We start from the raw sequence: 24,171 nt of genomic DNA on the forward strand, positions 1-24,171 counted from the left end.
TACTATAGCTTACCTCTTTCGATCCAAAATTCGAACCTCTCTTTATGATCATTTCATAGGATATCTTCATCTTAAGAAAAAAGACTGTGGCGATTTTTTTTAAGAAAAACGCGCGCAAAAGTTTCGGATGAATACCCGGAATCTATATGAATTTAGGTATTTCTATCTTAAACTTCTTCTTCCCGATCCATTGCGGCATTTGTGGGAGGGAAGATATCTTTTCCTTACGCACCGGACTTTGCGGAAGTTGTTATCGGGCATCAAAAAATCCGAAGCGTCCATTCAGATGTAGTGTTTGCGATTCACCTCTATTGGATCAGAGCTCTATTTGCGAATTCTGTGATTCTAGAAATGTATTTTTTACAAAGGTTTGGAGCCTCAGAGATAGAAATGATCTTTTGGGGAATGCCTTAAATAAACTAAAATCCGGGAACGAATATACTCTTTCTATTTTTCTATCGTTGGGAGCGAGGAGAGTATTACAAAAAATGAAAGTTTTAGATTTAGATGCTTGTATTTTACTTCCGAGTTACTCTGGATCTATGATATTTACTTCGGGATCTAGACCATTTTCTCCAAGTGAAAGATTAGAAAAAGAAGCGAGAAGAATATTGAAAACCCCTTTTATACAACCCTTAAGGAAGATTAGCCCAGAAAGGCAGGCTGGTAAAAGTTTCTCCGAACGATTCTTTCACGCTCACCATTCCTGGGAGATCCAACCTGAGTGGAAGGGGCTTTGCCCGGCAAAAATATTATTATTGGATGATGTGTTTACCACTGGCGCAAGCGTGAACGAAGCGAGTCGAATTTTGAAAAATAACGGAGCGAAGTCTGTCTATATATTAACATATCTCAGGACCGCAGATTAAGATTGACGGATCTATATGTATGTTTAGTATAGATGTAGGAAGATGACCCGTAAAATTCTACATGTAGATATGGACGCGTTTTACGCTTCCGTCGAGCAGAGAGATAATCCGGATTACAAAGGGAGGCCTGTTATTGTAGGAGGTCCTCCGGATTCTAGAGGTGTCGTATGTGCCGCAAGTTATGAGGCTCGAAAATTCGGAGTTCGTTCTGCAATGCCTTGCTCTCAAGCTGCTAGACTTTGCCCTTCAGGAATTTTTGTAACCCCTCGTTTCGAGGCCTATCGTAAAGTATCTTCTCGTATCAGAGAGATCTTTTTAGAATACACTGATCTAGTAGAGATGCTTTCTTTGGATGAGGCTTTTTTAGATGTTACGGAGAACAAAAAAAATATTCCGTATGCAAGCCAGGTTGCCAAAGAAATAAGAGAAAAAATTTTCGAAGAGACTCGGCTGACCGCTTCTGCAGGAGTTTCCATCAATAAATTTTTAGCAAAGGTTGCCACCGATCAGAATAAACCGGATGGAATGACAATTGTTCGCCCTGACCAGGTGGAAAAATTCATAGAGTCATTGGATGTCGGAGTGTTTCCCGGGATCGGAAAAGTAACATTAAAAAAAATGCATGCACTTGGTATACGTAACGGAAAAGATCTGAAAGATAAAAGTCTGGAGATGTTGGATCAAAGTTTCGGAAAATCCGGGCGTTGGTTCTACGCGGTTTGTAGAGGATTAGATGATCGCCCAGTGGAGCCCTATCGCGAAAGAAAATCCTTAGGAGCTGAATCCACTTTTCCTAAAGATCTGGAAAATTCGGAAGAGATACTACGCGAGCTGGCTGATATTGCGGAAGAATTGGAAAGAAGACTTCTTAAAAAGCCTTTTCCCGGAAAAACGATCACTCTAAAAGTGAAATTTTCTGACTTCACTCAAAAGACTAGGAGTTTAACGGAAGATTATACTTATATAGATAAGAATGAATTGTACCGGATTGGCTCGAAACTTTTGGGGGAATTTTTGTTAGGATCAGGCAAATCCGTTTTTCCGATCCGGTTATTAGGTTTAAGCCTTTCGCATCCGGAATCTTCTTCAAAAATTACAACTGTAAATACAGAAGAGGAAGATGATCTCTTTCCTTCATTGTTTTAAGAATAGAAAATTTATTTAGAATTATCACCGGTGTCGATACCCGACGGGACCAAATTTGCGATCCCTTGTCTTAAATTGGCCCATTCTTGCCTACATTCCTTATCCGCTTCTTGGTTCTTATTATAATGAAGCATGGATCTTCCTGAAGCAAGTCCTGCTAATTTAGAATTATCGAATATCTTCCATGCAATACTTAGAATAAACAGTCCTACAAATGGCAATGCGATCTTCAGTATTCCGTGATGTTTAGAATCCATGATGGATCCTAAAAAGGTGCATATCGATCCGATGCTAAAAAGATACCAGCCTATATAGAAATAATCCTCCGCGATCTCGGAAGCATTATTGATCATATATCTACAGAAGGATCCGTCCATTTCCACCAATTCCTTCTTTCCGGAAGGAAGAACATTTTCCACAAAAGGTTTTTCTAATCTGGATTTACCTAGATATGGCTGGATCTCTAAAAATAAATTAATCCCTAAATACAACATTCCTAAAACGAAAACTATGAAGAATGGTCTATACTGAAGTTTTGTTCTTTCGGTGGACCTATAAAGATCCAATTCGGATTCTGGTACTCCCATTTTTTTGGAGATCCTATCCTTGTATTGCTGGAATGCCAAGGAATCCATATAAGGAAGAAAATCGGTTATAGGAGGAGAATCTTTTGTTTCCTTACTTTGCAACCAAGCGTTGACTTCGCTTAAGGCTCTGGATTTGGAGATCTTAAAGTAAGGGAAGAAGAATCGCAAAAGAAACATACTGTTTTCCTAATCAATAAAATTCGGATATAATAGCCGACTTAGGCTGGTCAGAATAGGAAATCACTTAGGGATCTGCAAGACGATTTTTGAGAAAAAAGAGGAGGTCAAAACTTTTCTAAAATTTCTAAGATCTCCTTTCCGTATTGTCTAACTTTAGCCTCTCCCATTCCTTTTATCGCGATCAGGTCTTCTAAACTTTCCGGCTTTTGAGAAGCGATCCTAACTAATACAGGATTTTGCAAAACCATGAACTTCTTCCATTTATTACGTCTAGCAATCCTATCTCTGAAGTTCTTTAATTCTTTTAGAATAAGCTTATCTCCGGTTAACGGGATCTTTTTGCGAACTTGATCTGAATTCTCCGAGGATACTTTAGGCTTTCCGAATGCGGTTAAATATATTTTTGGATATTTATCTCCTTTGACGGAAAGTTTTTTGGTCTTTAGCCAATCTTCTAAAATTTTGAGAATAGATTCTTCCGGAACATGTGAAAGGGATGAATAATATTTAGATCTATCCAATCTTCTGCGCAAAACATCTTTAGATTTGGATCCTCTTAATGCACCAGCGATGATCTTTTTGCCGAATTTAGCCGGATATTCGGAGAGCAGTCCTTCTATAAATTTGATCTCGTCCGGATCGAAGGAATGAGATTCTTTTTCCTGCTTTTTTTCCGCTTTGATCCTTTCTCTTTCCGTATATGCTAGTCTTGCAATACTTGTGGTTTTAGAATCGGCACAAGTATCACAGGAACCACAATCCGAAATATTCTCTCCGAAATAATTGCATAAGATCCTTTGTCTACAGTCGGAAGATCCCACATATGATTTCACATGGGAAAGAAGAGTTTCTCCTCCCTTATAATTGGCTTCTTTGGAAAGCAAAAAACTTTGGACGCTCAGATCACCTGGAAGAAAGAATAAAACGCAGTCGGATGATTTTCCGTCCCTTCCCGCTCTTCCTGCTTCTTGATAATAACTTTCTAGAGAAGATGGAACTTGATAATGAAGCACGAGTCTAACGTTCGGGCTATCCAAGCCCATTCCGAACGCGTTTGTGGCCACAAGTATATTCGTTTTTCCTGCAGAATATCCTTCTTGGGCTTTCTCTCTGCTTGAGTCTGTTCTTCCCGCGTGGTATTTCCCGACTTTGTATCCTGATTTTCTGAGAAGGTCATAGATTTCGTCCACCTTGGCCCTAGTGGAACAATATATGATCGCTTTTCCGGAAACAGTTTTTTGAAAATTACCTTTTTCTAATATTTCTAATAGAACGGATTCCTTTTCCCTTTCGGATCCAGGATATAGAACGGAGAATTTTAGGTTCTCCCTGGCGTACGTTCCTTGTACATGTAAAGGGGATCTTAGGCCCAAACTATCCGAGATATCTTTTTTTACTCGATCGGTAGCAGTCGCAGTCAATGCGGCCCAAGGAGTTCCTTCTTTTAAATAAGAACGTAATGTATGGAGTTTTCGATATTCAGGACGGAAATCATGTCCCCATTGAGAAACACAATGCGCCTCGTCTACCGCCATTAGATTGACCGGAAGTTTAGGAAGAATATTTAAGAAAGAGCGAGAAACTGCTCTTTCAGGAGAAATATATAATATTCTAATTTTGCCTGTTGCTGCTGAGGACAATACTCTGACTTGTTCTAGATCATCTTGCGTAGAATTACAATAAGCAGCTTGGATCCCTCTTGCCTTCAATCCGTCCACTTGGTCTTTCATGAGTGCTATCAATGGAGAGATCACGATGGTTAATGCATTTTGATCGGAAAAAGAAGGAAGCTGATAGATTAATGATTTTCCCCCGCCCGTCGGAAGGATCGCGAGAACGTCTTTTTTTTCCAGAATGGCACGGATAGATTCCCATTGGCCTTGTCTGAATTGGGAAAAGCCGAAATGTTTATGGAGAAGGTTTTGCCAATCTTGGATGGAAGGGAGAGTTTCGGTGGCCAAGCTAAATTTCCTTAATCCTGATTTCGGATCTTTCTGTACAGAAATCTAGAAGGATGGAGGGAAGAGTACAAGCTATTTTCGATAGATAATGGTTCTCCCAAAAGGATCTGAGCCAAAATTTCCCCCCCAAGCAGGGAAGTTAAAACTCCCCTGGAACCTAAACCGCCGAACACAAACAGGTTTTTTTCCGGTTCTAAAAAAGGGAATTCTTTCTTTTGATTTTTTGGCAGATCTATACCGGAGTATGTTTTTTGGAAGGGGATTGGATTGTGGATAGGACCTAAAATGGGAAGTCTGTCTTTTGTTTGAGATCTGATCCCAACGAATTCGGAGGCCACACGGATCGAATTCCAATCTGTATTTAAAAAAGTAGTACGAGCATATTCCAGGATCTCTTCCTGGTCTTTTTTTCGAGGATTTGGATCTAGATCAAATTCATCGAAGGTGGAACCTAAAACTCTCCGGTCGTTAATACTTGGGGTCAGATATTTTTCTCCGACTTGGACAGGTTGATCTTTGGATTGTATATTCGAATCTTCTAATATTTCTAACTGTCCTCGAACTGAGCGGATCTCGAAAGGACTTTCTTTCCATAAGTTTCTTAGTAAATTCTCTATCCCGAAAGAATTTGCTAAAATTAAAACTTCACCTGAACCAATACGTTCTTTATTTTTAGAAAATAAGACCCATTCTCCGTTTTCATAAAAAATAGAATCGATCTTTCCAGTTTGGACTTTGATATTCGAATACTTTAAAAGTGTTTCAGTTAAGATTGGGGTGTCTGTCCAGAATCCGAACGGGAAAAAAACTCCTTGGGAATTTTCCGGATAATTCGTATCCAAAGAATTTTTCAATTCTGCTATTTCTTCCGTTAAAAAGTGAGATTCAACACCTCCAGAGATTCTTTCCCAAGGAAGATCTTGTCCTGCGATCTGCAAGGTCCCACTAAAATTATAAGAATCTTTTGGCAAAAGATCCGGATAACGTCTAAAAGAATTTCCGGAACAACGTAATGTCCAAAGACTCATAGGGGTAGGGAATTTAGTGATTTGCGGATGTGAAACTGCCATCGGAACGGAAGAAGCGCGTACCGTTTCTTTTTCATCCCAAACTTCTGTAGGAATTCCTCTCCAAGAAAGAGATCTTGCGATTGAAGCCCCTGCAAGTCCTCCACCTAAGATCAGAACTTTTTTGGGGATCTGCTTTGGGTATTGCCTCGTAAGAAAAGGATAGTTAACTTTTTTTTCCACTTGGTCTGACTCATAAGTTCCTATGAGCATTTCTCTTTTTCTTCCATAGCCTGGAACTTTATTTAAAGAGAAGCCGACATTCGCAAGACTATCTTTCACTAGTCGTGCTACTGTGAATGTTGAGAGAGTTGCGTTTTTATGAGAAAGGCGTTTTAGTTCAAAGGAGATTGTTTCTCCCCAAAGTTCCGGATTTTTGGAAGGAGCGAATCCATCCAGAAAGAATGCATCGAATTTTCCCGAGGTTTCTCCTAAAAGTTTGGATGCATCTCCGATCCATAGATCCAAGATCAGATTTTCGCATTCGAATAGGAAAGTATTACATCCCGGGATCAATAGTTTATATTTTTCTAAGAATACTTCTAAAAATCCGGAAAGTTCCGGAAAAACTGAGATCGCTTTTTGTATTTCATGTATTTCTAATGGATATAATTCATAAGAAACAAATCTTAAGATGGAAGTGCCGACAGTTGATTTGGAATTTTTCCAGAGTTGCCAGGCCGCAAAAAAATTTAAACCTGTTCCGAACCCTAATTCCAAGATCGAAAAGTAAGTCCGATCGTTTGGGAGAGAATTCCATCTTTCTTCTAATCGATTTCCTTTTAGGAAAACATGTCTTGTTTCTTCTAGTCCGTTTTCAGGGGAAAAGTAAATATCGTCGAATTGTTTCGAAACGGGAGTGCCGTTCTCTTTCCAGTCGATCATCCGGGAGATCCGCTCTCCGGTGTTTCCGGGCTTTGGGGAGTTTCTTCTTTTTGGGGAAGACCCGCGGAAGGAAGATTTTGTAGAGGAGGGTAGGCAGGGCCTTCTTCCTTTTTATGAGGTTCTTTAGAAAGTTGTAATTCTTTTCTGACTCCCATCCTATAAGTAGTCATGTTCATATAAAGGGATGGCGCGGGGAGTCCGTTCGCGGTTGTTACTTGATTTTTAATATTCATACCTTTCCCGTCCAAGTCTCCCAAACTTGTGATCTCTAAAAAAAGGTATGCATTATATAAGATTGTGTCCGGAAAATACTGCCCGATATTGTATTCTAATAGAAGCCTTACTCCTTTCAATTCTTGGAGTTGGTTTTTGACACTGGAAATTCTATATTCTTTTTCTATAATATCCATTCTGTAAACTGCGAGCCCGTAGATGGGGCCTACTCCGAAGTTTACATTCTTTCCCTCATAATACCCTAGATATAAGGTGAAATACATCTGATAGTCTTCGTAGGTGTATTCCATATTCCTTCCCACTTGAGGCGGCAGAGGAAAAAGTTGATTTCCAACATAATCTTCTAAACCTAGATACCGTCTTCCGTCATCCGGATAATTGATTAGATTTCCTCTATAAGTCCTTGGAGAAGTTAAATTGAAAGACCAGGCAAGTCCGCTTAAGAAGGAAAAAAATCCTTTGATATCTCTTGTGCCTGGAATTCTGCTCGGGACAGAACCGATGGAATAGAACGCTCTGGTAGTTGTAGAGTCTCTGCTCACGATACTCGTATCCGTATCCGAACCTGGCGCAGAAAATTTGCTGACAGGGAGCCCTTGTACTGTCGCAGGATGGGTGAAAAAATCTAAAGCAGTGTATTCCGCACCAGCATTGATGATGATTGAGTCCAAGATCCCAGACATACTTTTGCAGGAATAAGCGAATAAGAAAAGGCAGAATACGCCTATTCTTAAGAGGAAATCTGGATTTAGTCTCTTATGACCCATTGCTCTGAACCAAATTGAAATGGCACGAAATCAAACCAAGTCGATTTCATGGGGCTTGACTGCTCCAGCCGAGAACCGAGGATCGTATTAATTCGAGTATATGTCTTCCGAAAAAAAACAACCGATCGTGTATCCGGTATCCGTAGCCCCGATGATGGACTGGACGGACAGGCATTTTCGTTATTTTCTCAGACTCATCACAAAATACTCACTCTTCTACACTGAGATGGTGACTACAGGAGCTATCCTTAGAGGAGATAGAGACCGGTTCTTAAGTTTTTCTCCGGAAGAAGCTCCTTTATCATTACAACTTGGCGGAGATAATCCGGCTCATTTGGCGGAATGTTCAAAGATAGGAGAAGATTACGGATACTCCGAGATCAATCTGAATGTCGGATGTCCTAGCGATAAGGTCCAAGAAGGAAATTTCGGGGCTTGCTTGATGAAGGATCCGGAAAAAGTCGCAGATTGTATTTCTCTAATGGATTCAAAAACTTCCATCCCTGTTACAGTGAAATGTAGGATCGGAGTTCGAGGAAAGGATAAGCTCGAAGATCTGATCCGATTCGTGGAATTAGTTAGTGCTGCGGGTGCAAAAAGGATCACAGTACATGCAAGGATTGCAATATTAGAAGGCCTAAGTCCTGCCCAGAACAGAACAGTTCCTCCATTACGTTACGAAGATGTATATGAGGTGAAAAAAACTTTTCCGAATTTAGTATTGGAACTGAACGGAGGAGTGAGATCTTTATCCGAAATTTCTTCTCACCTAACAAAAGTAGACGGTGTGATGATAGGTCGTGCTGCTTATGAAAATCCTTTCTTATTTGCCGATGTGGATACCTTATTTTTTGGAGCGAAACATAGAGAGATCACTCGAAGAGAGATTTTCGATTCGATGCAGGAATATATAATTTCTAAAACTTCTTCCGGAGAAAAACCGAGTAGGATCTTAAGACATTTACTCGGTGCATTTCACGAGATACGAGGAGCTAGATCTTATCGCAGAATCTTGACCGAAAAAATGCATTCAAATCCGGGACCTAAATTACTCTTAGAAGCACTTGGATCCATCTCTTCTGAGTATCTGGATGGAAAATTGGAAAATCCAAAATTAGAAGTTCTGGATCCGGTGGTTTAGAGATCTATTGTTCGTCTAAGATCTGCAGTAAATCATCCTCTCGGAGAAATTTTTGGATAAGATTCGGACCATAGACTGTGGGTATGTAGAAGAAGAACTTGCTTGCGCCTATCTGATCATAGACGGAGACAGGGCAACCTTCGTGGAGAATAACACGAATTATGCGGTTCCTCTACTTTTAGATGCGTTAAAGGAAGAAGGACTCGGTCCTGAGTCTGTAGATTATCTCATCATTACCCACGTTCATTTGGATCATGCAGGTGGAACAGGTAAACTTATCTCTGAATGTCCGAATGCAACAGTACTCGCTCATCCAAAAGCAGCACCTCATATCATAGATCCAAGTCGTTTGATCAAAAGTTCCATCCAAGTATACGGAGAAGAAAATTATTACAAATTATATGGAGATATACTTCCCGTTCCGAGCGAAAGAGTGAAAACGATGTCCGACGGAGAGGAATTGTCCTGGGGAAAAAGAACATTCAAATTTTTGCATACTCGCGGGCATGCGAATCATCATTTTTGTATTTATGATACGTTTAGCAACGGTATTTTTACAGGGGATACATTCGGAATAGGATATCGTTTATTTAGAGACGAAGATAAATCCCTTTTATTTCCATCTACAACACCAACGGATTTTGACCCGGAAGAAGCTTTATTATCCGTGGATAAAATTTTAGGAACGGGTGCCAACAAAGCATATCTGACACATTTCGGAGTTTGGGAAAATGTCCCTTTGGGCGCATCTCAAATGAAAGAAGGGCTGGCTGTAATGAAAAATATTCTAGTCTCGGCGGAGAAGACAGGACTAGAGGGAGAAACTCTAGTTTCTTTCTGTGAGAATAGAGTTCGTTCTTATTTAGAAGAGCAGATCCGAGTTCGTAAACTACCATATGGAGAGAAGGAAGAAAGATTTATCGGTTTTGATGCAAAGATCAATGCGCAAGGGATTGCCTTTAAGATTGAAAGATCCAGACGTTCGAAAAAATAAACTTTCATCCCTTAAGTATCTAGTTCGATTTGGACGACATTTCGATCCCAACAACTCATATTGAGAATATAGTCTAGTGATTCTTAGGCGAAGTTTTTCATTTGCCTTCCTTATTCTTAATTTTTTGACTATACATGTGAAAGTATCCTTGGAGCGATTTTCAAAGAAGAAGATTGTATTCCTTTTCTGCGTCCTGTCATTCGACTTATCCTGTTCTCCCGAAAATAAAGAAAAAGTTCCGGTGATCTATAAAGGAAGCGTGGACATGAGTACTGTAGCTCCTTGGGGGGAAACTTACCCATTAAACGGGGATTGGGAGTTTAGTTGGGGAAAGTTATATTCGCCTAATCAGAGTTATCCGGCGACTGGAGAATATTTTCCTGTCCCGGGCATTTGGAGAGAATACTCTCCTCAGTTTACTTTGCAAGGGCACGGAACTTATAGATTAAAGATCCATAAAACTCCTGCAGAAGATAATCTCGCAATTTATGTGCCCCGTATTCCGGGAGTATATTCAGTATATCTGAATAAAAAAATGATCTTTGCGAACGGGATCAACGGTATAGATCGAACAAACACTGAATTTTTGGCTCATCCTAGTTCCTTGGTATACGAATTGGATTCCTTGGATACGGAACTGATCGTAAATGTTTCGAATTATCGGGGGAATTTTCTCAAGGGAGGGATCCGAAATCCTTTTCTGATCGGGGATTTGGATCTTCTGAAAGCGAAGGTAATAGAGGAATCTATTTGGGAAACCGTTTTAGTTGCCATAATTTTTTCCATAGGTCTCTATCATTTGATCTTTTTCGCCTCTTACCGAAAAGATCTTGCTCCTTTATTCTTCTCTTTTTTCTGCTTTTTGGTCGCATTCTATTCATTCGTTACTTCCGGTTTACAGTATTTGATCACACCTGAGTTGACATTGGATCTTCGGATCCGAATGGAATATTTCTGCGAAGCATGTTTACTTCCCTCAGTTTATATGATACTAAGGACAATGTATCCTAAACAGTTCGGACAAAAATGGTTGAGCATCCTTATGGGAACCATGCTCGTTTTTATATTGTCGGTATTCGTTTTGGGGGAAGAAGAGCTCATCTACCTATACTCCTTCTTCATGCATGTTCCTCCGTTCTATACTGTGGTACTCTTAGCAGTTTTAGGTTTTACATGGTGGCAGAATGAGCCAAGAGCAAGAACTGTCTTTCTTTCCGGGCTTATACTTGCAGTTTCCATGATCAATGATGTGCTTTGGGGACTATACGAATTTTATTTTCTAATCCCATATAGTTTTCCCGCCGCATTGGTTGGATTTATTTCATTTAATTCTTATATTATATCTTTGCGATTTACGAAAGATTTGGAGAAGGCGGAAACTTTTGCGGAACTACAATCCAAATACAATGAACAGCTAAGGGTAAACGCAGAAGAAAAGGCAAAATTCGCTACCTTAGTAGATCAATCGGTAGACAAAGGGTTACATTCTATCATAGATCAATTGGAATCTAAGGAGAGTTCGGACAAATCTTTAGTAAAACTGAAAAACGAACTTAATCAAACTCTTTCCGGGGTTCGGGATATTTTGGACCTAATGCATCATCAAGGTGGAAAAGAAGAGTTGGTGGAAGAAGAAATGAGAAAATTCGTCCAAAAGACGCCTAACTTCTCTCATTCTGAGATCCAAACCGTTTCTCAATTTTTGAGGATAGATGAATGTCTCCAGGTCCAGAGAATATTCTCTGATGTCGTAAAAATTGGGGCGCGCAGATTAGGAGAATCCAAAATTTTTTGGGGAAGAGAAGGGGACTCTATATTGCTTAGAATACAGATGATCGGAAATTCGGAGAATAGAGAAGAATTTCCCGCACATTTGGAAGCTGACTTGAAAGCTCGGGCAGAAAAATTAGGAGCCAGATTCTTTTTGTTGAGCGAAGTCGGAAAATTCGAATTCGAACTCAGGATCCATAGCTGATCTAAATTTTTGAAAGAAGATTCCGTTTCTTTCAGAAAAAGACTTGCTTCTACTTCTAAAACCGAAATCCTACACCCGATTAGAACGATTCTAATCTGTGGTGATGAAAAATGAAACAAAAACATATTCTGTCTTTGGGACTAGTATTACTAGCCCTGGTCTCGGCATGTGGTCCATCCGAGAAAACAAAACAGCTCATACAAGATGCGAAGATCTCTTTCGGCATTCTCCCGGAAAAAATGCCCGGTTCCGAAAAGGATACTCCGGCAAAAATCGCATTAGGTGAAAAACTCTATTTCGAAAAGCGTCTTTCTATCAACGATTCCCAATCCTGTAGTTCTTGCCATGGAACCTTAGGAAAAACTGCGGGAGTCGATAATCTTCCCACATCTCCAGGCGCATTGGGTAAGAATGGAGATCGGAATTCTCCTACTTCCTTAAACGCAGGCTTTCATTTCGTTCAGTTTTGGGACGGAAGAGCTGCTGACCTAAAGGCTCAAGCAAAAGGTCCGATCTTAAATCCAGTGGAAATGGCGATGCCATCTGAAGCTGCGGTAGAGAAAAAGCTTTCTGAAATCCCTGAATACGTGGATCTTTTTGCAAAAGCATTCCCGGACCAGGACAAAAAGATTACTTATGACAATTTGGCAGAAGCTATAGCAGCATTCGAAAGAACCTTGATTACCAGGGACCGTTTTGACGAGTTTCAGGCAGGAAACCATAGAGCACTTACTTCTGACGAGCAAAAGGGCTTAGAAACCTTTATTAGCGTAGGATGCATCCAATGCCATAATGGGCCACTTTTAGGAGCGAATAGTTTCCGTAAGCTTGGACAAGTGAATCCATATGAAAATACTACGGATGTAGGAAGATCCGCCGTTTCTAAAAATGAGGCTGAGAAGTATTTCTTCAAAGTTCCGTCTCTTAGAAATATAGCTCTCACCGGCCCATATTTTCACGACGGTAAGGTTGCAACCCTTCCGGAAGCTGTGAAAAAAATGGCGTATTTACAGCTTGGAAAAGAGCTTTCCTCGGAAGAGGTGGATTCGATAGTATCTTTCTTGAAGGCATTATCAGATAAAAATCGGTCTAATTAATATTAGATCTTAGATCACGAACTTACAGAATTGAAACCTATTCAGACCGGCTCCGAAAGGAGACGGTTTTTTTTTGCCTTTTGGGGAAGGGAATGAATTTTTGATCCTTCTATTAATCAAACTTTTTAAATACAAAATTTGAATTTCTCTACGACTAACCCTTATACGATTCTTAAACTTTTATTTTCCAAAAGAGTATCAAACTCCTTTTTACTTTCAGAATCGAATCCCGCTTTGGCCTTTGGAATAACTATGGCATTTACTGAAGAAGTATATAGAAAATAGTAATTTTCTCTTTCCACAAATTTCTGAATTCCACTCCATTGGATCGTCGATTGGGAGTCTCGTTTTGTAGCGGAAATTCCTTCATCTGAGAATTCTAATATAGTTTTTGAAAGTAAACTAGAATTGTCTCCTTCTTCATACATACGCCTCGTTCTTCTGAGAGTGCGGAATGCGATATATTTCGGGATTAAATATGCACCGAGTACGGATATTATCCCGTAAGCGATCACAGAGTATGGATCAAAAATTCCTTCTTTAAAATACCTATTTAGGACAGATACAAGTCCTATAATCGGAGCCAGAAGTGAAATATAAATTCTTAATCGTTTAAAATCCTTTGAATGTTTTATATACTCTTCGTGAAAGGCTAAGGCATCTTGCAAGTCTTGGTCGAACTCTATTCGTATTTTGTTTCTCATAATGATTATATCTGAAATTTATAACGAACAGTCTGCGGATATGGAAAAAATTTTCACTAATCCCATTGCTGAATTTGGATTCCACGTTCCAGAGTGAAATTTGCAAAAGCTCTCCCCTCCCCTTCGCAGCGATCCGTAGAGAGCGAGAAGACAACCGCTTGCGAGTTGGTGATCGCAAAGATCAACCGAGTATGGCCAAAACTATCAACACATAATACTGAATCGAAGACTATTTTGTAAAAGCTCTCCCCACCCTATTTAGGGTGGGGGCTGGAGCGAAGCGGTGGAATTCACTTAGGTTGCTTTTAATTAATCTTAGAATGAAGTAAATGTGTGAGCCGACTCTCCTATGGAGGTCGGTTCCTCGCTCTCTATGGATCGCTGTGGAAGGGGGCCGGTGCGGTGGAAGAAATTTGCTTACTCTGAAAATTTCCTTATCACAAATCAGATTTATGGTCAACTAGTTTTAAGAAGAGCAAACCTTGTAGGAGCTCCTACAAGGTTTGTTCGAGAATTGGATCTTTGACCTATTCATTCTGAAAAGAAACAGTTGGTCTGGCTAACTGAAGTTTTTCACACAAAGCCGCTAAGAAAAAAATTCTAAAGATATAGATTAGAATCTTTTCTTCCTTGGCGCCTTGGCGCGGTTACATCGCATGATGAAAGAACTTATCTCTCCAGGATCTGCTTGTACTTTCTTGGAGCCTCTCCAGTAAAGATCTGGCGAGGGCGAACCTTATGAGAAGCATCTCCTGCTAATCTTTGTTCTCTCCAGTGGGCGAGCCAGCCTGGAAGTTTACCGATCGCTTGCATCGCAGTAAATAGTTCTTTAGGAATTCCTAAACTATGAAATAGGATCGCACTATAGAACTCCAGGTTAGGATACAGATTTTTCTCCAGATAGAAAGCATCCTTACTCATGTAGTCGTCGACTTGGAGAGCGATTTCTGCGATCGGATCCAATTTTTTCTGCTTATAGAAATCCTGGAAAAGTTTTTGAGCGATTGTAGAACGTTTACTCTTCGCCTTGTATGCGTCGTGACCGAAACATGTGGAATGGAGTTGAAATTCTCCTTTCTTTAATCTTTCGAAAAACTCGGGGACGGAAAGTTTGGATTTGATGATATCTTCTATCAATTCAACTGCAGCCACTTGTCTTCCACCTTCTCTTGATCCCCAAAGGGCGTTGATCGCGGAGGAGACCGAGGCGAAGATATTTGCCTGAGTGGAACCGATTAACTGAACGGTAGTATTGGATACGTTCTGCTCATGATCCGCATAAAGGATCCAAAGTTGGTTTAGGATCCTATCATGTTCTTCGGAAGGTTGGTATTTAACCGAAGGAATGGAGAATAGCATGTATAAGAAATTCGTACAGTATGGATGTCTATCCACAGGATAAACGAAAGGTTGTCCGATCATCTTTTTGTAGGAGAATGCGGAGATTGTCCGGATCTTCGCTAATAACCTTGCAGCTTGATCGATCCCTCTGTCCAGATACTCTTCGTATTCGTCTTGATAGTAACTGGAAAGTGAAGAAACCATAACGGAAAGAATTGCGAGAGGGTGAGCTCTTCCTGGGAATCCGTCGAACAAGTTGATCATGTCTTCATGGATTAAACTATGTTTGGAAAGTTTCATCGAGAATTCTTTTAGTTGTTTCTCGTTCGGAAGATCTCCATAGATCAAAAGATAACTGGTCTCTACAAACGTAGAATAATGCACCAATTCGGCCACATCATATCCTCTGTATTGAAGATCTCCAGTCAGAGGATCTCTTTTGGATATTTTACTCTGTGCGTATGCCGTATTAAAAAAACCGGGATCATAAGAAATCAGTCCCGTCTTATTATGCAAATCTCTAATATCGATTCCTTTTTTGCCATCGGTTCCGGTGACTAAAGGAAGACGGTGGACCTGGTCCCCGAATTTCAACTCTACGAAATCGCTCATACCGATAGAAAACAGGGGCAGGGCGGAAGAGTCAACCTTCCTTCGGAGCGGTTCGCAAATTTCCCTTTAAGCTGGACAAAACATCTCCCTGAGATTTACTCTCCCGAAGTCTCGAAGGAATTTTGTTTTGGAGATTCTTCCCCGTTTTTTTCTTCATTTTTGGATCCAATTTGGAACCGCACTTTGCCTACTTCTTGCTGCGATGGAACTCGCGAAGAAGAGAGAGAAGGTGATGCCCGGCGGTATTTTCTTCTTAGCCATTATTCTAGCACTTGTAGAAAGTAGATTGGGCCTTGGTTTGGAACCTTGGGCCGCGGAACATATCTGGTTCTGGCCTGCCTTTTTCCCTGCGGTCTGGGCAGTGGGCCCGACCCTACTTATAGTCTCTAAAAATATGGTCCAATTCGCTCTGGACAGAGAAATAGAGATCCGACTGCATTTCATTCCGGCTGCTCTACTAATGCTCGGGGAACTAGTGGCTTATATCATTCTTCCGGAAGAAGAGATCAGAGAGTATATTCGAAATGCAATGTTCGGTTCCAAGGTGGATATACTTACTGGGGTCACGATTTTTGGATCGATACACCAGACAGTGTATTCCATTTTTCTTTGGGTACTTTTTAGGAAGGCTTCCAAAGAGACGGATATCCCTCTCTCTTCTCTAGTCTATACGATCTTGATCGTAGTATTTACTACGATACAACTCTGTTGGTTCGGTTATTTTCTAAAGAATCAATTTTTACTAGCGGCGGGTTCTTCTTTTCAAACTCTGGGGATCGTTCTGATCTTTTTATTCTCCTCTAGATATCCGAATTTTTTCATCTCTCTTAAGTCGGAGATCCAACAGAAAAGATATGAGAGAACCCAATTAAACGGATTGGATCTAGAACAGTTGCATTCTAGGATCAAAGAATTGATCGACGTAGATAAGATCTATACGGAAGAAAATCTGAAAATCCAAGATTTCGCCTCTAAACTTTTGGTATCTCCTCACCAACTTTCTCGTATTTTGAACGAAACATACGGAAAGAACTTCAACGAATTCCTGAACTCTTTTAGGGTAGAGGAAGCAAAAACACTTTTGTTGGAAGATTTGGAGAGAACAGTTCTCTCGATCGCTTACGATGTAGGTTTCAATACTAAGTCTACCTTTAACGCCCAATTTCTCAAAATCACCGGAATGACTCCTTTGGAATGGAGAAAAAAAGGTAGCAAACTATAAGTTCGGACGATTCGTTTTCACATATCGGTTAGGATAAAACCGAACCCGTCAAACAGCGGGTTCGGAGAAGAGACCGATGTCCCAAGAGCACTACCCTAAAGAAGAATTAGATTCCTATCGTAAGGTCCAGTCATTGGCTTATGAAGCAGTGGAAGCGGTCAGAAAAGAATTATATCCCGGAATCACCGAAAAAGAAGCAGCTCGTAAAATAGATGATTATATTCGCAAACAGGGCGGAAGTTCTTTTTTTCATTTCGGTTTTGCATGGTTCGGAGATAGGACAGCATTCAGAGGATTCAAACGCCCACTTTCCCTAAATTATTTAACGAAAGGAGAAGGGCTCTTACCTCATTTCGGCGGAAAGTTCCAACCATCCAATCGGAAGTTGGAAGAAGGAATGGCAGTCATCCTAGATGTAGCTCCTACATTTGCAGGAAGAGCTGCAGACGTAGGATACGCATTCTCTTATGGAGAAAATCCAGAACACGACAAAGCATTACTTCATCTAGAAGAATACAGAGATTTGATCCTAAGAAGAGTTTTAGAGGAAAGGACTCTTTCTGAAATTTATCTAGAAGTGGATGCTCGGATTAGAGCGGCAGGTTACGTTAACTGTCATTCTATCTATCCTCAAGGAGTATTGGGGCATAAGGTGGGAAGACTTCCCGCATATAATTTCCCAGGCGGAAGAGTGAATGGATTCCCTTTCCAAACATTCGCGTATTTATTCCCACAAATGTTAAAGGATCTAATCCCAGGAGTTTCGGGGCATTCTCCTTTATGGGGAGCAAACTCGGATTTCAGAGCAGAGCCTGGACTCTGGGCGGTAGAACCTCATATCGGAAAAATGTATGAAGGTTCGCTTGGACCAAAATCTTTCGGAGCGAAATGGGAAGAAATTTTGGTAGTAACTGATTCTACCGCTTACTGGTTGGATGATGATCTTCCACATGTACGTCTTTGGAAGGAAAAGAAAAAATCCAAGTCCTCTCTCAAAAAAGAAAAAGTTCCGGCTTAGTCGGTTTAAGAACTACATCACATTCAAAATTAGAAGGCGCAAAAATGAGTAGTGAAATTTTACAGGATAAAGATTTCCATTTTTATCCGGTCAGAAAACCCAAATTCGAATTTAGCGAAGACGGGACCAGTATCCATTGGATGGATAACTCCGCATATAAGACTCATATATTGAATACATGGACATTGTTCTTTCCGGATGGAGAAAAATTCTTCATACGAAGTATCCAAAAATTTCTACCTTCTATCAAAGACCCTCGGGTTTTAAGAAATGCCAAGGCGTTTATCGGCCAAGAAGCTCAACATGCGGGAGAACATAAGAAAACCTGGAAAATCTTAGAAGACCAGGGGTTTAAGATCAAAAAATTTACCGATTTCGTAAATTCATTCTTCGTAAATTTTGTGGAGAAGATCATGTCACCTAAGGCTTGTTTGGCGGCTACGGCAGGCGCAGAACATTATACTTCTCTAGTCGCTACGATCGGTTTGCAAATCAAAGCATTGGATAAGGCCGAATCTGAAATGAAAAGACTTTGGGAATGGCATGCTGCAGAAGAGATCGAGCATAAATCCGCAGCATTCGATGTATTCTTAGACGTTAGTGGAAATTATTTCAGAAGAATGATTACTTTCTTCGGAGTTACTATCGTTTTCTGGGCAGCAACTTTTATAGGTGCCGAGATCCTTCTTTGGCAAGAGGGACTTACTTTTAAATGGAAAACTAGAAAAGATGCTTTTCGTTTTATATTTATAGACGAAAAGGTCTTCTTTCATGCGTTTAGCGCTTTCGTTCGATACTTCCGCCCTGGCTTCCATCCGGAGCAAGAGGATAATTTGGAATTAAGCAAAGCTATATTCGCGTCACCAGAGCATAGATACAAGGAAATTGCATGAGCAGATTACGAGGGAAAAATATATTAATCACCGGAGCAAGCGGTGGTTTCGGTAGAGAATTAACTAAACAACTTCTGAAGAAAGGAGCAAATTTGGTCTTAACCGATATGAAAGCTCCTGAAACTAAACAAGAGTTTTACTTAGGCGATTCAAAACCGGTAGAAGGAAAAATTCTTGGAAGTTTTGCAGCCGATTTAAGTAACGAAGGAGGTTGTGTAAAGGCTCATAAAGAAGCAATCAAGATACAACCTAAGATTGACGTTCTCGTAAACAATGCAGGTCTTGCGTTCGGCGGAAGACTTCTGGATGTTCCCATGGAAAAATGGAAATTAATTTTAGATGTGAACTTATACGCTCCGATCTATTTAAGCCGATTATTCTTGCCTGCAATGTTAGAACGTAAATACGGACAGATCGTAAATTTATCTTCCTGCGCCGGGATCACTGCACCGGGAGAATTAGTGTATTATTCCGTTTCTAAATTCGGTATCAGGGCCTTGGGTGAAGCATTGGATTCTGGATATAGAAGCCAGGGGATATATACTACTAACATATATCCTTTCTTTGCTGATACAAATATTCTGAAATCGGAACAATTCGGGACGGACAAACCGAAGGTTGTGCCTGCTGCGATCGTGGATAGTCCTCAGATGGTAGTTCGAGCTATTGTAAGAGGTATTGAAAAAAGGAAAATGCATGTATTCCCGGGTTTTACCGCGAAGATGTTACGCTTCCTCACTAGGCTCTCACCTGGATTTTTAAGAGCAATGGAAAGGCTCGGACAAAAAGTTTCTTAGATCTATAGAGGCGAAAATATGGCAACTACCCAATTGGCAACTGAACTCAAAAAAGAAGAGAAGGAGGGTTTCAAAGAAACCTTCGTTCAAAACGGTGATGTTTCTCTATTCGTAAAATACAATCACACCGCGAAAGAGAGACCGAATCGGCCGACTGTTTTATTCGTCCACGGTTATCCGGACGATCATAGAGTTTGGTCTTACCAAATGGAATCTTTGAAAGAAGATTATAATGTTGCCGCTTTGGACTTACGAGGTTCAGGGAAATCGAATAAACCTAAAAAACAAAAAGCGTATAATGTTCGAAGAATATTCGAAGATTTGGAAGCGGTGATCCGATTTATCGGAAATGATAAACCGGTGCATATAGTTGCTCATGATTGGGGATCTCTGATCAGCTGGGCATTTGTCGCAGACGAACAAAAATCCGTTTGGGCTAAATCTTATACAGCGATGGGAGGGCCTCATCCGATTTTGGGTCGCAAGAGCGCATTTCAAATGGCTCTCTCTGGAAATCCAGTCTCCCTATACAAGGCTCTTTCTCAGATGAGAAAGTCCTGGTACATTCTATATTTCCAAATCCCATTTTTGCCTGAGTGGATCTGGAAAACTTTCAGTAAGTTTTTCTGGAAGTATACGATGAATGTTGGAGGAGTTCCTAAGGATGATACTCTAAGAAATAAATCCAAAGAAGAGATCATTGCATCCGCAGTTTCTAATTTGAATTTATATAGAGAATTATTAAGAGGGGAAACTTATCCGGAACCGAAACATATCAAACCTCCCGTGCAAGTTTTGATCCCGCTTAAAGATTTTGCGATCCGACCGGAGATCTACGGTTTACATGAAAGAATTTGTGACTCGTATCGCGAATTTACTTACGATAGCAATCACTGGATCCAAAGAACCATGCCAGACACAGTGAGCGAAAGGATCCGAGAATTCGTCTGGGAAATCGGTTAAAAAAAATAGTTTAACTAAACTAAAATAAAAAAGAACCGATAGGGCAAAACGTAGGTCTTACGTTTATGTCCTTGAAGGTTCTATTCAAAAACGGATGTACGAATGTTAAAAAGACTCTGGTCCAAAACTGGAGTGCATTTTCTTTTTTCCTAATTCCGTTTTTTGCACTCATCCTAGTTGCAGAACAAGCTAGTAAACCTTCTCAGAAGGAACTCCAACAATTCTTCTCGGAGAAGTGGAATATGGAGATTTCTTCCCAGGACAATCAGGAACTTTTTAAGGGTGTTTATCATTGGTATGGAACCCCTCATAAGGATAATGGAAAAGACGAGTCGGGGATAGATTGTTCTAGCCTTGCTTCACGTTTATTACAGAAGGCCTATTCTAAAAATATCTCTGGCTCTTCGGAACATATTTCAAAACAAGTACGCAAGATCAGTGAATCGGATCTTCAGGAAGGGGATTTAGTCTTCTTTAATATTAACGGAGAAAAGATTAGCCACGTCGGAGTATATTTAAAGGACCGAAAATTTGTCCATGCCTCTGTGGTGAAGGGAGTTACGGTAAATTCTCTGGATGAGAATTATTATAAGTCTAGATTTGTTCTCGCGGGAAGATTATAATTTTTCTTAAGTATTGACAATTCCGTTCTCGTGGCCGAAATAAATCGTCATGCGATTTTTGATATTCGGTCTTGCTGCTCTTATACTGATCCAGTGTGAAAAACCGGTCATCTCAGAACAAAAAGAAATCCTTCCTATCATAAGAACTGAAAACGGTTTAGTGAATGTAAAAGATATCGATCCAAGCTTAGAGATCGATTTACGCTATTCCACCTCGGATAATTTTACAGGCTCAATAATTTATCCTTTTAGGATCTGTTTACTTAGAAAGGAAACCGCCGAAAAATTAAAAGAGGCTAACTCGGAATTCAAAACTCTTGGGTATAGGATCAAAATTTGGGATGGATATCGTCCCCCTTATGCCCAGAGAATTTTATGGGATAAGGTCCCGAATCCCAGATATGTGGGCGATCCGAATAAGGGAGGCTCCATTCATAATCGGGGAGGTGCTGTGGATTTGACCCTCATCGATTCTAAAGGAAATGAGTTGGAAATGCCGAGTGCTTATGATGAATTCTCGTATAAGGCTTCTCCTATTAGAAAAGACTTAGATGTTAGGGTTTCTTCTAACCTGGAAGTTTTGGTAGGAGTTCTTACAAAGCACGGATTTAAACAGATCAGTTCCGAATGGTGGCATTATAATGACGGAAATGCAAAAGTTTATCCCCTGGTAGAAGTGGATCCAAAACTCTGGGAGAAATGAAACATTTAGAAATGTTCTCCAATCGTTTGGCGAGAATGTCCAAACATTGGAGAAAATGGGCGCGAAGAAGAGGAATTACTTGTTTCCGTGTGTATGACCGGGACATTCCTCAAGTCCCAATCTCAATTGACTTATACGAAAACTTCTGCTTAGTCTCCGAATATTTGAATTCTTATCCTATGTCCGAGGAAGATAGGAGTAAGGAGAGAGATAGCATCCGAAATTCTATCTTAGAAATTCTTGAAATAGATCCGGAGGATTTATTTTGGAAAACAAGAGAGCGTAAAAAAGGAAATCTTCAATATGAGAAACTTGATACAAAGGAAGTATCGATACAAGTCAATGAAGGTGGTTTGAAGTTTAAGGTTAATCTAAGCGATTATTTAGATACCGGACTTTTTCTGGATCATAGAACTACTCGAGATCTTTTTAGAAAAGAAGCGCAAGATAAAAACGTTCTTAATTTATATTCTTATACCGGAGCTTTTTCAGTTTATGCCGCAGACGGAGGGGCAAACGAAATAACAAGTATCGATCTATCTCAAAAATATTTAGATTGGTCTAAAGAGAATTTTCAACTCAACGGATTCTCAACCGAAAATCATTCATTTATACGAGAAGATATTTCGGAATGGCTGAAAAGAGAAAGGCAAAATCCGAATCATAAATTCGACTTAATTATAGTGGATCCTCCCACCTTCTCCAATAGCAAAAAGATGAGAGATATTTTTGATGTTCAAAGAGATTATTCTTTTCTATTAAATTCTATTTTTAAAGATTTTTCGAATCCAGGTGCGATCTTATTTTTTTCCACAAATTTTCGTAAGTTCAAACTGGACCCGGATCAACTTTTGTGGGAAGATATAAAAGAGATCACAAAACAGACTCACCCGGAAGATTTTCGAAATGAAAAGATCCGTTATGTGTGGAAGATGAAGAAATGAATTTTTGCTTATGAGTTTTGTAAAAGGGGGATTCGTTTTTTTCGAAGGCTCTACTGTTAGCACATTGCTGAATGCGGATTCCACTTTCCGGAGTTAAACTGTAAAAACTATCCCCACCCCTATTCTGGGTGGGGGCCGGTGCGGTGGAGGAAGTTTTATTTTTCAAAAATTGCCATATCATACAATTGCTTTTCTATCAACCCATTTTTAACGGAAATATTCATGTAGGAGCTCCTACAAAAACAGGACTTAAAAGAGTTTGATAAAAATTTGTATTTATGCTAAAGAAATTCTCTCTAAGTAAAATCCACCGCTACGCTCCAGCCCCCACCCAAGAAGGGCGGGGCGTGTCTTTGCAAAACAGCCTTCGATTCAGCTTTAGGCATTAATAATTTCGGCCATACTCGCTTGATCTTACGATCACCAACTCGCTACGCGGTTGTCTTCTTGCTCCCTATGGGTCGCTGCGAAGGGGCGGGGCGTGTCTCGCACATCCCTCTTAAGGAAAGTTTAACTTTGGAACGTGGAATCCGCATTCACCAATGCTAAAACATGCCAATGAGAAATTCCGGTCGGAAAAACTACTGGCATGCGTTATGGTTAGGTGACTGAAGTTTTTGCTAAGAACTTAGCGAAAAATTTAGGGAAGTAATGTCTTAGGAATAGACCGAATTTTTCTTTTCCTCCTGCAATGATTACTTCTAAGTCCTCATTTGCAATCGCATCCAAAATTTTGCGTGCACATTCGTCCGCGTCGATCCCGTTTTCGATAACTTTATCCATTTTTTTCTGAGGAGTTCCGTCCCCTTTAAGTGCGTTATGCGAAATATTAGTCTTTACGAATCCCGGATAAACTAAAGTGACTTTCAAATTTTCTTTAAAGTTTTCTGCACGAAGTGCCTCGTAAAAACCGGTCAGTGCAAATTTGGTAGAAGAATATCCAGTTCTCAAAGGAACTCCGATCAATCCTGCAACACTTGCGATAGTTGAAACCCAACCTTGTTTTCTTTCTCTCATATGAGGAAGAACCGCTAGGGTCAGAGCGATATTTCCGAAGTAATTTACCTTCATTAGAGTTTCGTAAGTTTCTATATCCGTATCGTGTGCTAAAGACCTTTGGCTGATCCCGCCGTTATTGATGAGAACATCTATCTTTCCGAAATTCTTGATTACTTGAGAAGGAACCTTTCCCAGTTTTTTATAATCTTCTAGATCTAAAGGAAGGATCATACTATTGGAATCGGTTAGTCCGTTTTCTTTACGAACTCTTTTGAGTTCTTTTTCTCTTCTGGAAGAAAGTACTAAAATCGCGCCTCTTCTTGCGGCCTCTTTCACTAAGGATTCGCCGATTCCGGAAGATGCTCCCGTGATCCATACTACTTTGTCTTTGAAAAATTCTCCCATATTCATGTCTCCGATGCTTGAATTCTAAGGTTGGCGGTTGCGGG

Annotated in this window: 21 protein-coding genes; 14 read left to right on the plus strand and 7 right to left on the minus strand. The window is 40.2% G+C overall.

What is annotated here, in order from left to right; all coding sequences use genetic code 11:
* Nucleotides 1-488: 488 nt before the first annotated feature.
* Together EHQ64_RS20365 and dinB are read left to right on the plus strand one after the other, a co-directional pair.
* Nucleotides 489-869, plus strand: coding sequence for a ComF family protein (locus EHQ64_RS20365; protein WP_246048621.1), 381 nt, complete (start codon nt 489-491; stop codon nt 867-869).
* A 42-nt stretch (nt 870-911) separates the two neighbouring features.
* Nucleotides 912-2,015 carry a DNA polymerase IV gene (gene dinB / locus EHQ64_RS07120; protein ID WP_135648773.1) on the plus strand — a complete coding sequence of 368 codons (1,104 nt, stop codon included), beginning with the start codon at nt 912-914 and terminating at the stop codon, nt 2,013-2,015.
* A gap of 11 nt (nt 2,016-2,026) precedes the next feature.
* Here the strand turns inward: dinB and EHQ64_RS07125 are convergent, their stop codons facing one another.
* From EHQ64_RS07125 to EHQ64_RS07140, 4 genes are all read right to left on the minus strand, one after another.
* Nucleotides 2,027-2,779, minus strand: a complete 753-nt coding sequence (locus EHQ64_RS07125; RefSeq protein ID WP_135648774.1) for a hypothetical protein — start codon at nt 2,777-2,779, stop codon at nt 2,027-2,029.
* Nucleotides 2,780-2,886: 107 nt separating this feature from the next.
* Nucleotides 2,887-4,743 carry a RecQ family ATP-dependent DNA helicase gene (locus tag EHQ64_RS07130; protein WP_135648775.1) on the minus strand — a complete coding sequence of 619 codons (1,857 nt, stop codon included), beginning with the start codon at nt 4,741-4,743 and terminating at the stop codon, nt 2,887-2,889.
* Between the two features lie 11 nt (nt 4,744-4,754).
* Entirely contained in the window at nt 4,755-6,695 is a 1,941-nt protein-coding gene (gene mnmC1 / locus EHQ64_RS07135) for an FAD-dependent 5-carboxymethylaminomethyl-2-thiouridine(34) oxidoreductase MnmC1 (RefSeq protein ID WP_135648776.1), read from the minus strand.
* A complete protein-coding gene (locus EHQ64_RS07140; protein WP_246048623.1) occupies nt 6,692-7,600 on the minus strand; it encodes an LIC10647 family lipoprotein in 909 nt (302 codons plus the stop codon). The genes mnmC1 and EHQ64_RS07140 overlap by 4 nt, the downstream gene beginning before the upstream one ends.
* A 196-nt stretch (nt 7,601-7,796) precedes the next feature.
* Here EHQ64_RS07140 and dusA point away from each other — a divergent pair, with 196 nt between their 5' ends.
* From dusA to EHQ64_RS07165, 4 genes are all read left to right on the plus strand, one after another.
* Nucleotides 7,797-8,837, plus strand: a complete 1,041-nt coding sequence (gene dusA / locus EHQ64_RS07150; protein WP_135648778.1) for a tRNA dihydrouridine(20/20a) synthase DusA — start codon at nt 7,797-7,799, stop codon at nt 8,835-8,837.
* Between the two features lie 52 nt (nt 8,838-8,889).
* On the plus strand, nt 8,890-9,831 hold the full coding sequence (locus EHQ64_RS07155; protein WP_135648779.1) for an MBL fold metallo-hydrolase: 942 nt from the start codon (nt 8,890-8,892) through the stop codon (nt 9,829-9,831).
* A 265-nt stretch (nt 9,832-10,096) separates the two neighbouring features.
* Nucleotides 10,097-11,806: a 7TM-DISM domain-containing protein gene (locus tag EHQ64_RS07160; protein WP_135648780.1), complete on the plus strand. Its 1,710-nt coding sequence runs from the start codon at nt 10,097-10,099 to the stop codon at nt 11,804-11,806.
* A gap of 110 nt (nt 11,807-11,916) precedes the next feature.
* On the plus strand, nt 11,917-12,903 hold the full coding sequence (locus tag EHQ64_RS07165) for a cytochrome-c peroxidase (RefSeq protein WP_135648781.1): 987 nt from the start codon (nt 11,917-11,919) through the stop codon (nt 12,901-12,903).
* Between the two features lie 161 nt (nt 12,904-13,064).
* Here the strand turns inward: EHQ64_RS07165 and EHQ64_RS07170 are convergent, their stop codons facing one another.
* Both EHQ64_RS07170 and EHQ64_RS07175 read right to left on the minus strand, forming a co-directional pair.
* Nucleotides 13,065-13,607 carry a YcxB family protein gene (locus EHQ64_RS07170; protein WP_135648782.1) on the minus strand — a complete coding sequence of 181 codons (543 nt, stop codon included), beginning with the start codon at nt 13,605-13,607 and terminating at the stop codon, nt 13,065-13,067.
* 669 nt (nt 13,608-14,276) lie between these two features.
* Nucleotides 14,277-15,560, minus strand: coding sequence for a citrate/2-methylcitrate synthase (locus EHQ64_RS07175; protein WP_135648783.1), 1,284 nt, complete (start codon nt 15,558-15,560; stop codon nt 14,277-14,279).
* 127 nt (nt 15,561-15,687) lie between these two features.
* Between EHQ64_RS07175 and EHQ64_RS07180 the strand changes: the two genes are divergently transcribed.
* The 8 genes from EHQ64_RS07180 to EHQ64_RS07215 all read left to right on the plus strand — a co-directional run bounded on the left by EHQ64_RS07180 (nt 15,688) and on the right by EHQ64_RS07215 (nt 22,723).
* Nucleotides 15,688-16,782 (plus strand): AraC family transcriptional regulator, encoded by a 1,095-nt coding sequence (locus EHQ64_RS07180; RefSeq protein ID WP_135648784.1) that lies wholly within the window; start codon nt 15,688-15,690, stop codon nt 16,780-16,782.
* Nucleotides 16,783-16,858: 76 nt separating this feature from the next.
* Nucleotides 16,859-17,800, plus strand: coding sequence for a M24 family metallopeptidase (locus EHQ64_RS07185; protein ID WP_135648785.1), 942 nt, complete (start codon nt 16,859-16,861; stop codon nt 17,798-17,800).
* A 44-nt stretch (nt 17,801-17,844) separates the two neighbouring features.
* Entirely contained in the window at nt 17,845-18,693 is an 849-nt protein-coding gene (locus EHQ64_RS07190; protein WP_135648786.1) for a metal-dependent hydrolase, read from the plus strand.
* The gene (locus EHQ64_RS07195; protein ID WP_135648787.1) at nt 18,690-19,490 is read left to right on the plus strand and encodes an SDR family NAD(P)-dependent oxidoreductase; all 801 of its coding nucleotides are present in this window, start codon (nt 18,690-18,692) and stop codon (nt 19,488-19,490) included. The genes EHQ64_RS07190 and EHQ64_RS07195 overlap by 4 nt, the downstream gene beginning before the upstream one ends.
* 18 nt (nt 19,491-19,508) lie before the next feature.
* Nucleotides 19,509-20,453: an alpha/beta fold hydrolase gene (locus EHQ64_RS07200; RefSeq protein WP_135648788.1), complete on the plus strand. Its 945-nt coding sequence runs from the start codon at nt 19,509-19,511 to the stop codon at nt 20,451-20,453.
* A gap of 65 nt (nt 20,454-20,518) precedes the next feature.
* Entirely contained in the window at nt 20,519-21,076 is a 558-nt protein-coding gene (locus EHQ64_RS07205) for a C40 family peptidase (protein ID WP_135648789.1), read from the plus strand.
* Nucleotides 21,077-21,125: 49 nt separating this feature from the next.
* Entirely contained in the window at nt 21,126-21,779 is a 654-nt protein-coding gene (locus EHQ64_RS07210; RefSeq protein WP_135648790.1) for a M15 family metallopeptidase, read from the plus strand.
* Nucleotides 21,776-22,723, plus strand: a complete 948-nt coding sequence (locus EHQ64_RS07215; RefSeq protein WP_135648791.1) for a class I SAM-dependent methyltransferase — start codon at nt 21,776-21,778, stop codon at nt 22,721-22,723. The genes EHQ64_RS07210 and EHQ64_RS07215 overlap by 4 nt, the downstream gene beginning before the upstream one ends.
* 600 nt (nt 22,724-23,323) lie before the next feature.
* On the opposite strand, the gene EHQ64_RS07220 is transcribed toward EHQ64_RS07215, so the two are convergent.
* The gene (locus EHQ64_RS07220; protein ID WP_135648792.1) at nt 23,324-24,127 is read right to left on the minus strand and encodes an SDR family oxidoreductase; all 804 of its coding nucleotides are present in this window, start codon (nt 24,125-24,127) and stop codon (nt 23,324-23,326) included.
* Between the last annotated feature and the right edge of the window lie 44 nt (nt 24,128-24,171).

Origin of the sequence: Leptospira sarikeiensis, assembly GCF_004769615.1 — a bacterium.
GTDB classification, from domain to species: domain Bacteria; phylum Spirochaetota; class Leptospiria; order Leptospirales; family Leptospiraceae; genus Leptospira_B; species Leptospira_B sarikeiensis.

What these genes read in the sequence shown, in the direction of transcription:
- dusA (WP_135648778.1), top strand. Translation starts at nt 7,797, where the DNA reads ATGTCTTCCGAAAAAAAACAACCGATCGTGTATCCGGTATCCGTAGCC.
- EHQ64_RS07190 (WP_135648786.1), top strand. Translation starts at nt 17,845, where the DNA reads ATGAGTAGTGAAATTTTACAGGATAAAGATTTCCATTTTTATCCGGTC.
- mnmC1 (WP_135648776.1), bottom strand. Translation starts at nt 6,695, where the DNA reads ATGATCGACTGGAAAGAGAACGGCACTCCCGTTTCGAAACAATTCGAC.
- EHQ64_RS07125 (WP_135648774.1), bottom strand. Translation starts at nt 2,779, where the DNA reads ATGTTTCTTTTGCGATTCTTCTTCCCTTACTTTAAGATCTCCAAATCC.
- EHQ64_RS20365 (WP_246048621.1), top strand. Translation starts at nt 489, where the DNA reads ATGAAAGTTTTAGATTTAGATGCTTGTATTTTACTTCCGAGTTACTCT.
- EHQ64_RS07205 (WP_135648789.1), top strand. Translation starts at nt 20,519, where the DNA reads ATGTCCTTGAAGGTTCTATTCAAAAACGGATGTACGAATGTTAAAAAG.
- EHQ64_RS07175 (WP_135648783.1), bottom strand. Translation starts at nt 15,560, where the DNA reads ATGAGCGATTTCGTAGAGTTGAAATTCGGGGACCAGGTCCACCGTCTT.
- EHQ64_RS07170 (WP_135648782.1), bottom strand. Translation starts at nt 13,607, where the DNA reads ATGAGAAACAAAATACGAATAGAGTTCGACCAAGACTTGCAAGATGCC.
- EHQ64_RS07210 (WP_135648790.1), top strand. Translation starts at nt 21,126, where the DNA reads ATGCGATTTTTGATATTCGGTCTTGCTGCTCTTATACTGATCCAGTGT.
- EHQ64_RS07215 (WP_135648791.1), top strand. Translation starts at nt 21,776, where the DNA reads ATGAAACATTTAGAAATGTTCTCCAATCGTTTGGCGAGAATGTCCAAA.
- EHQ64_RS07185 (WP_135648785.1), top strand. Translation starts at nt 16,859, where the DNA reads ATGTCCCAAGAGCACTACCCTAAAGAAGAATTAGATTCCTATCGTAAG.
- EHQ64_RS07160 (WP_135648780.1), top strand. Translation starts at nt 10,097, where the DNA reads ATGAGTACTGTAGCTCCTTGGGGGGAAACTTACCCATTAAACGGGGAT.
- EHQ64_RS07220 (WP_135648792.1), bottom strand. Translation starts at nt 24,127, where the DNA reads ATGGGAGAATTTTTCAAAGACAAAGTAGTATGGATCACGGGAGCATCT.
- EHQ64_RS07195 (WP_135648787.1), top strand. Translation starts at nt 18,690, where the DNA reads ATGAGCAGATTACGAGGGAAAAATATATTAATCACCGGAGCAAGCGGT.
- EHQ64_RS07200 (WP_135648788.1), top strand. Translation starts at nt 19,509, where the DNA reads ATGGCAACTACCCAATTGGCAACTGAACTCAAAAAAGAAGAGAAGGAG.
- dinB (WP_135648773.1), top strand. Translation starts at nt 912, where the DNA reads ATGACCCGTAAAATTCTACATGTAGATATGGACGCGTTTTACGCTTCC.
- EHQ64_RS07165 (WP_135648781.1), top strand. Translation starts at nt 11,917, where the DNA reads ATGAAACAAAAACATATTCTGTCTTTGGGACTAGTATTACTAGCCCTG.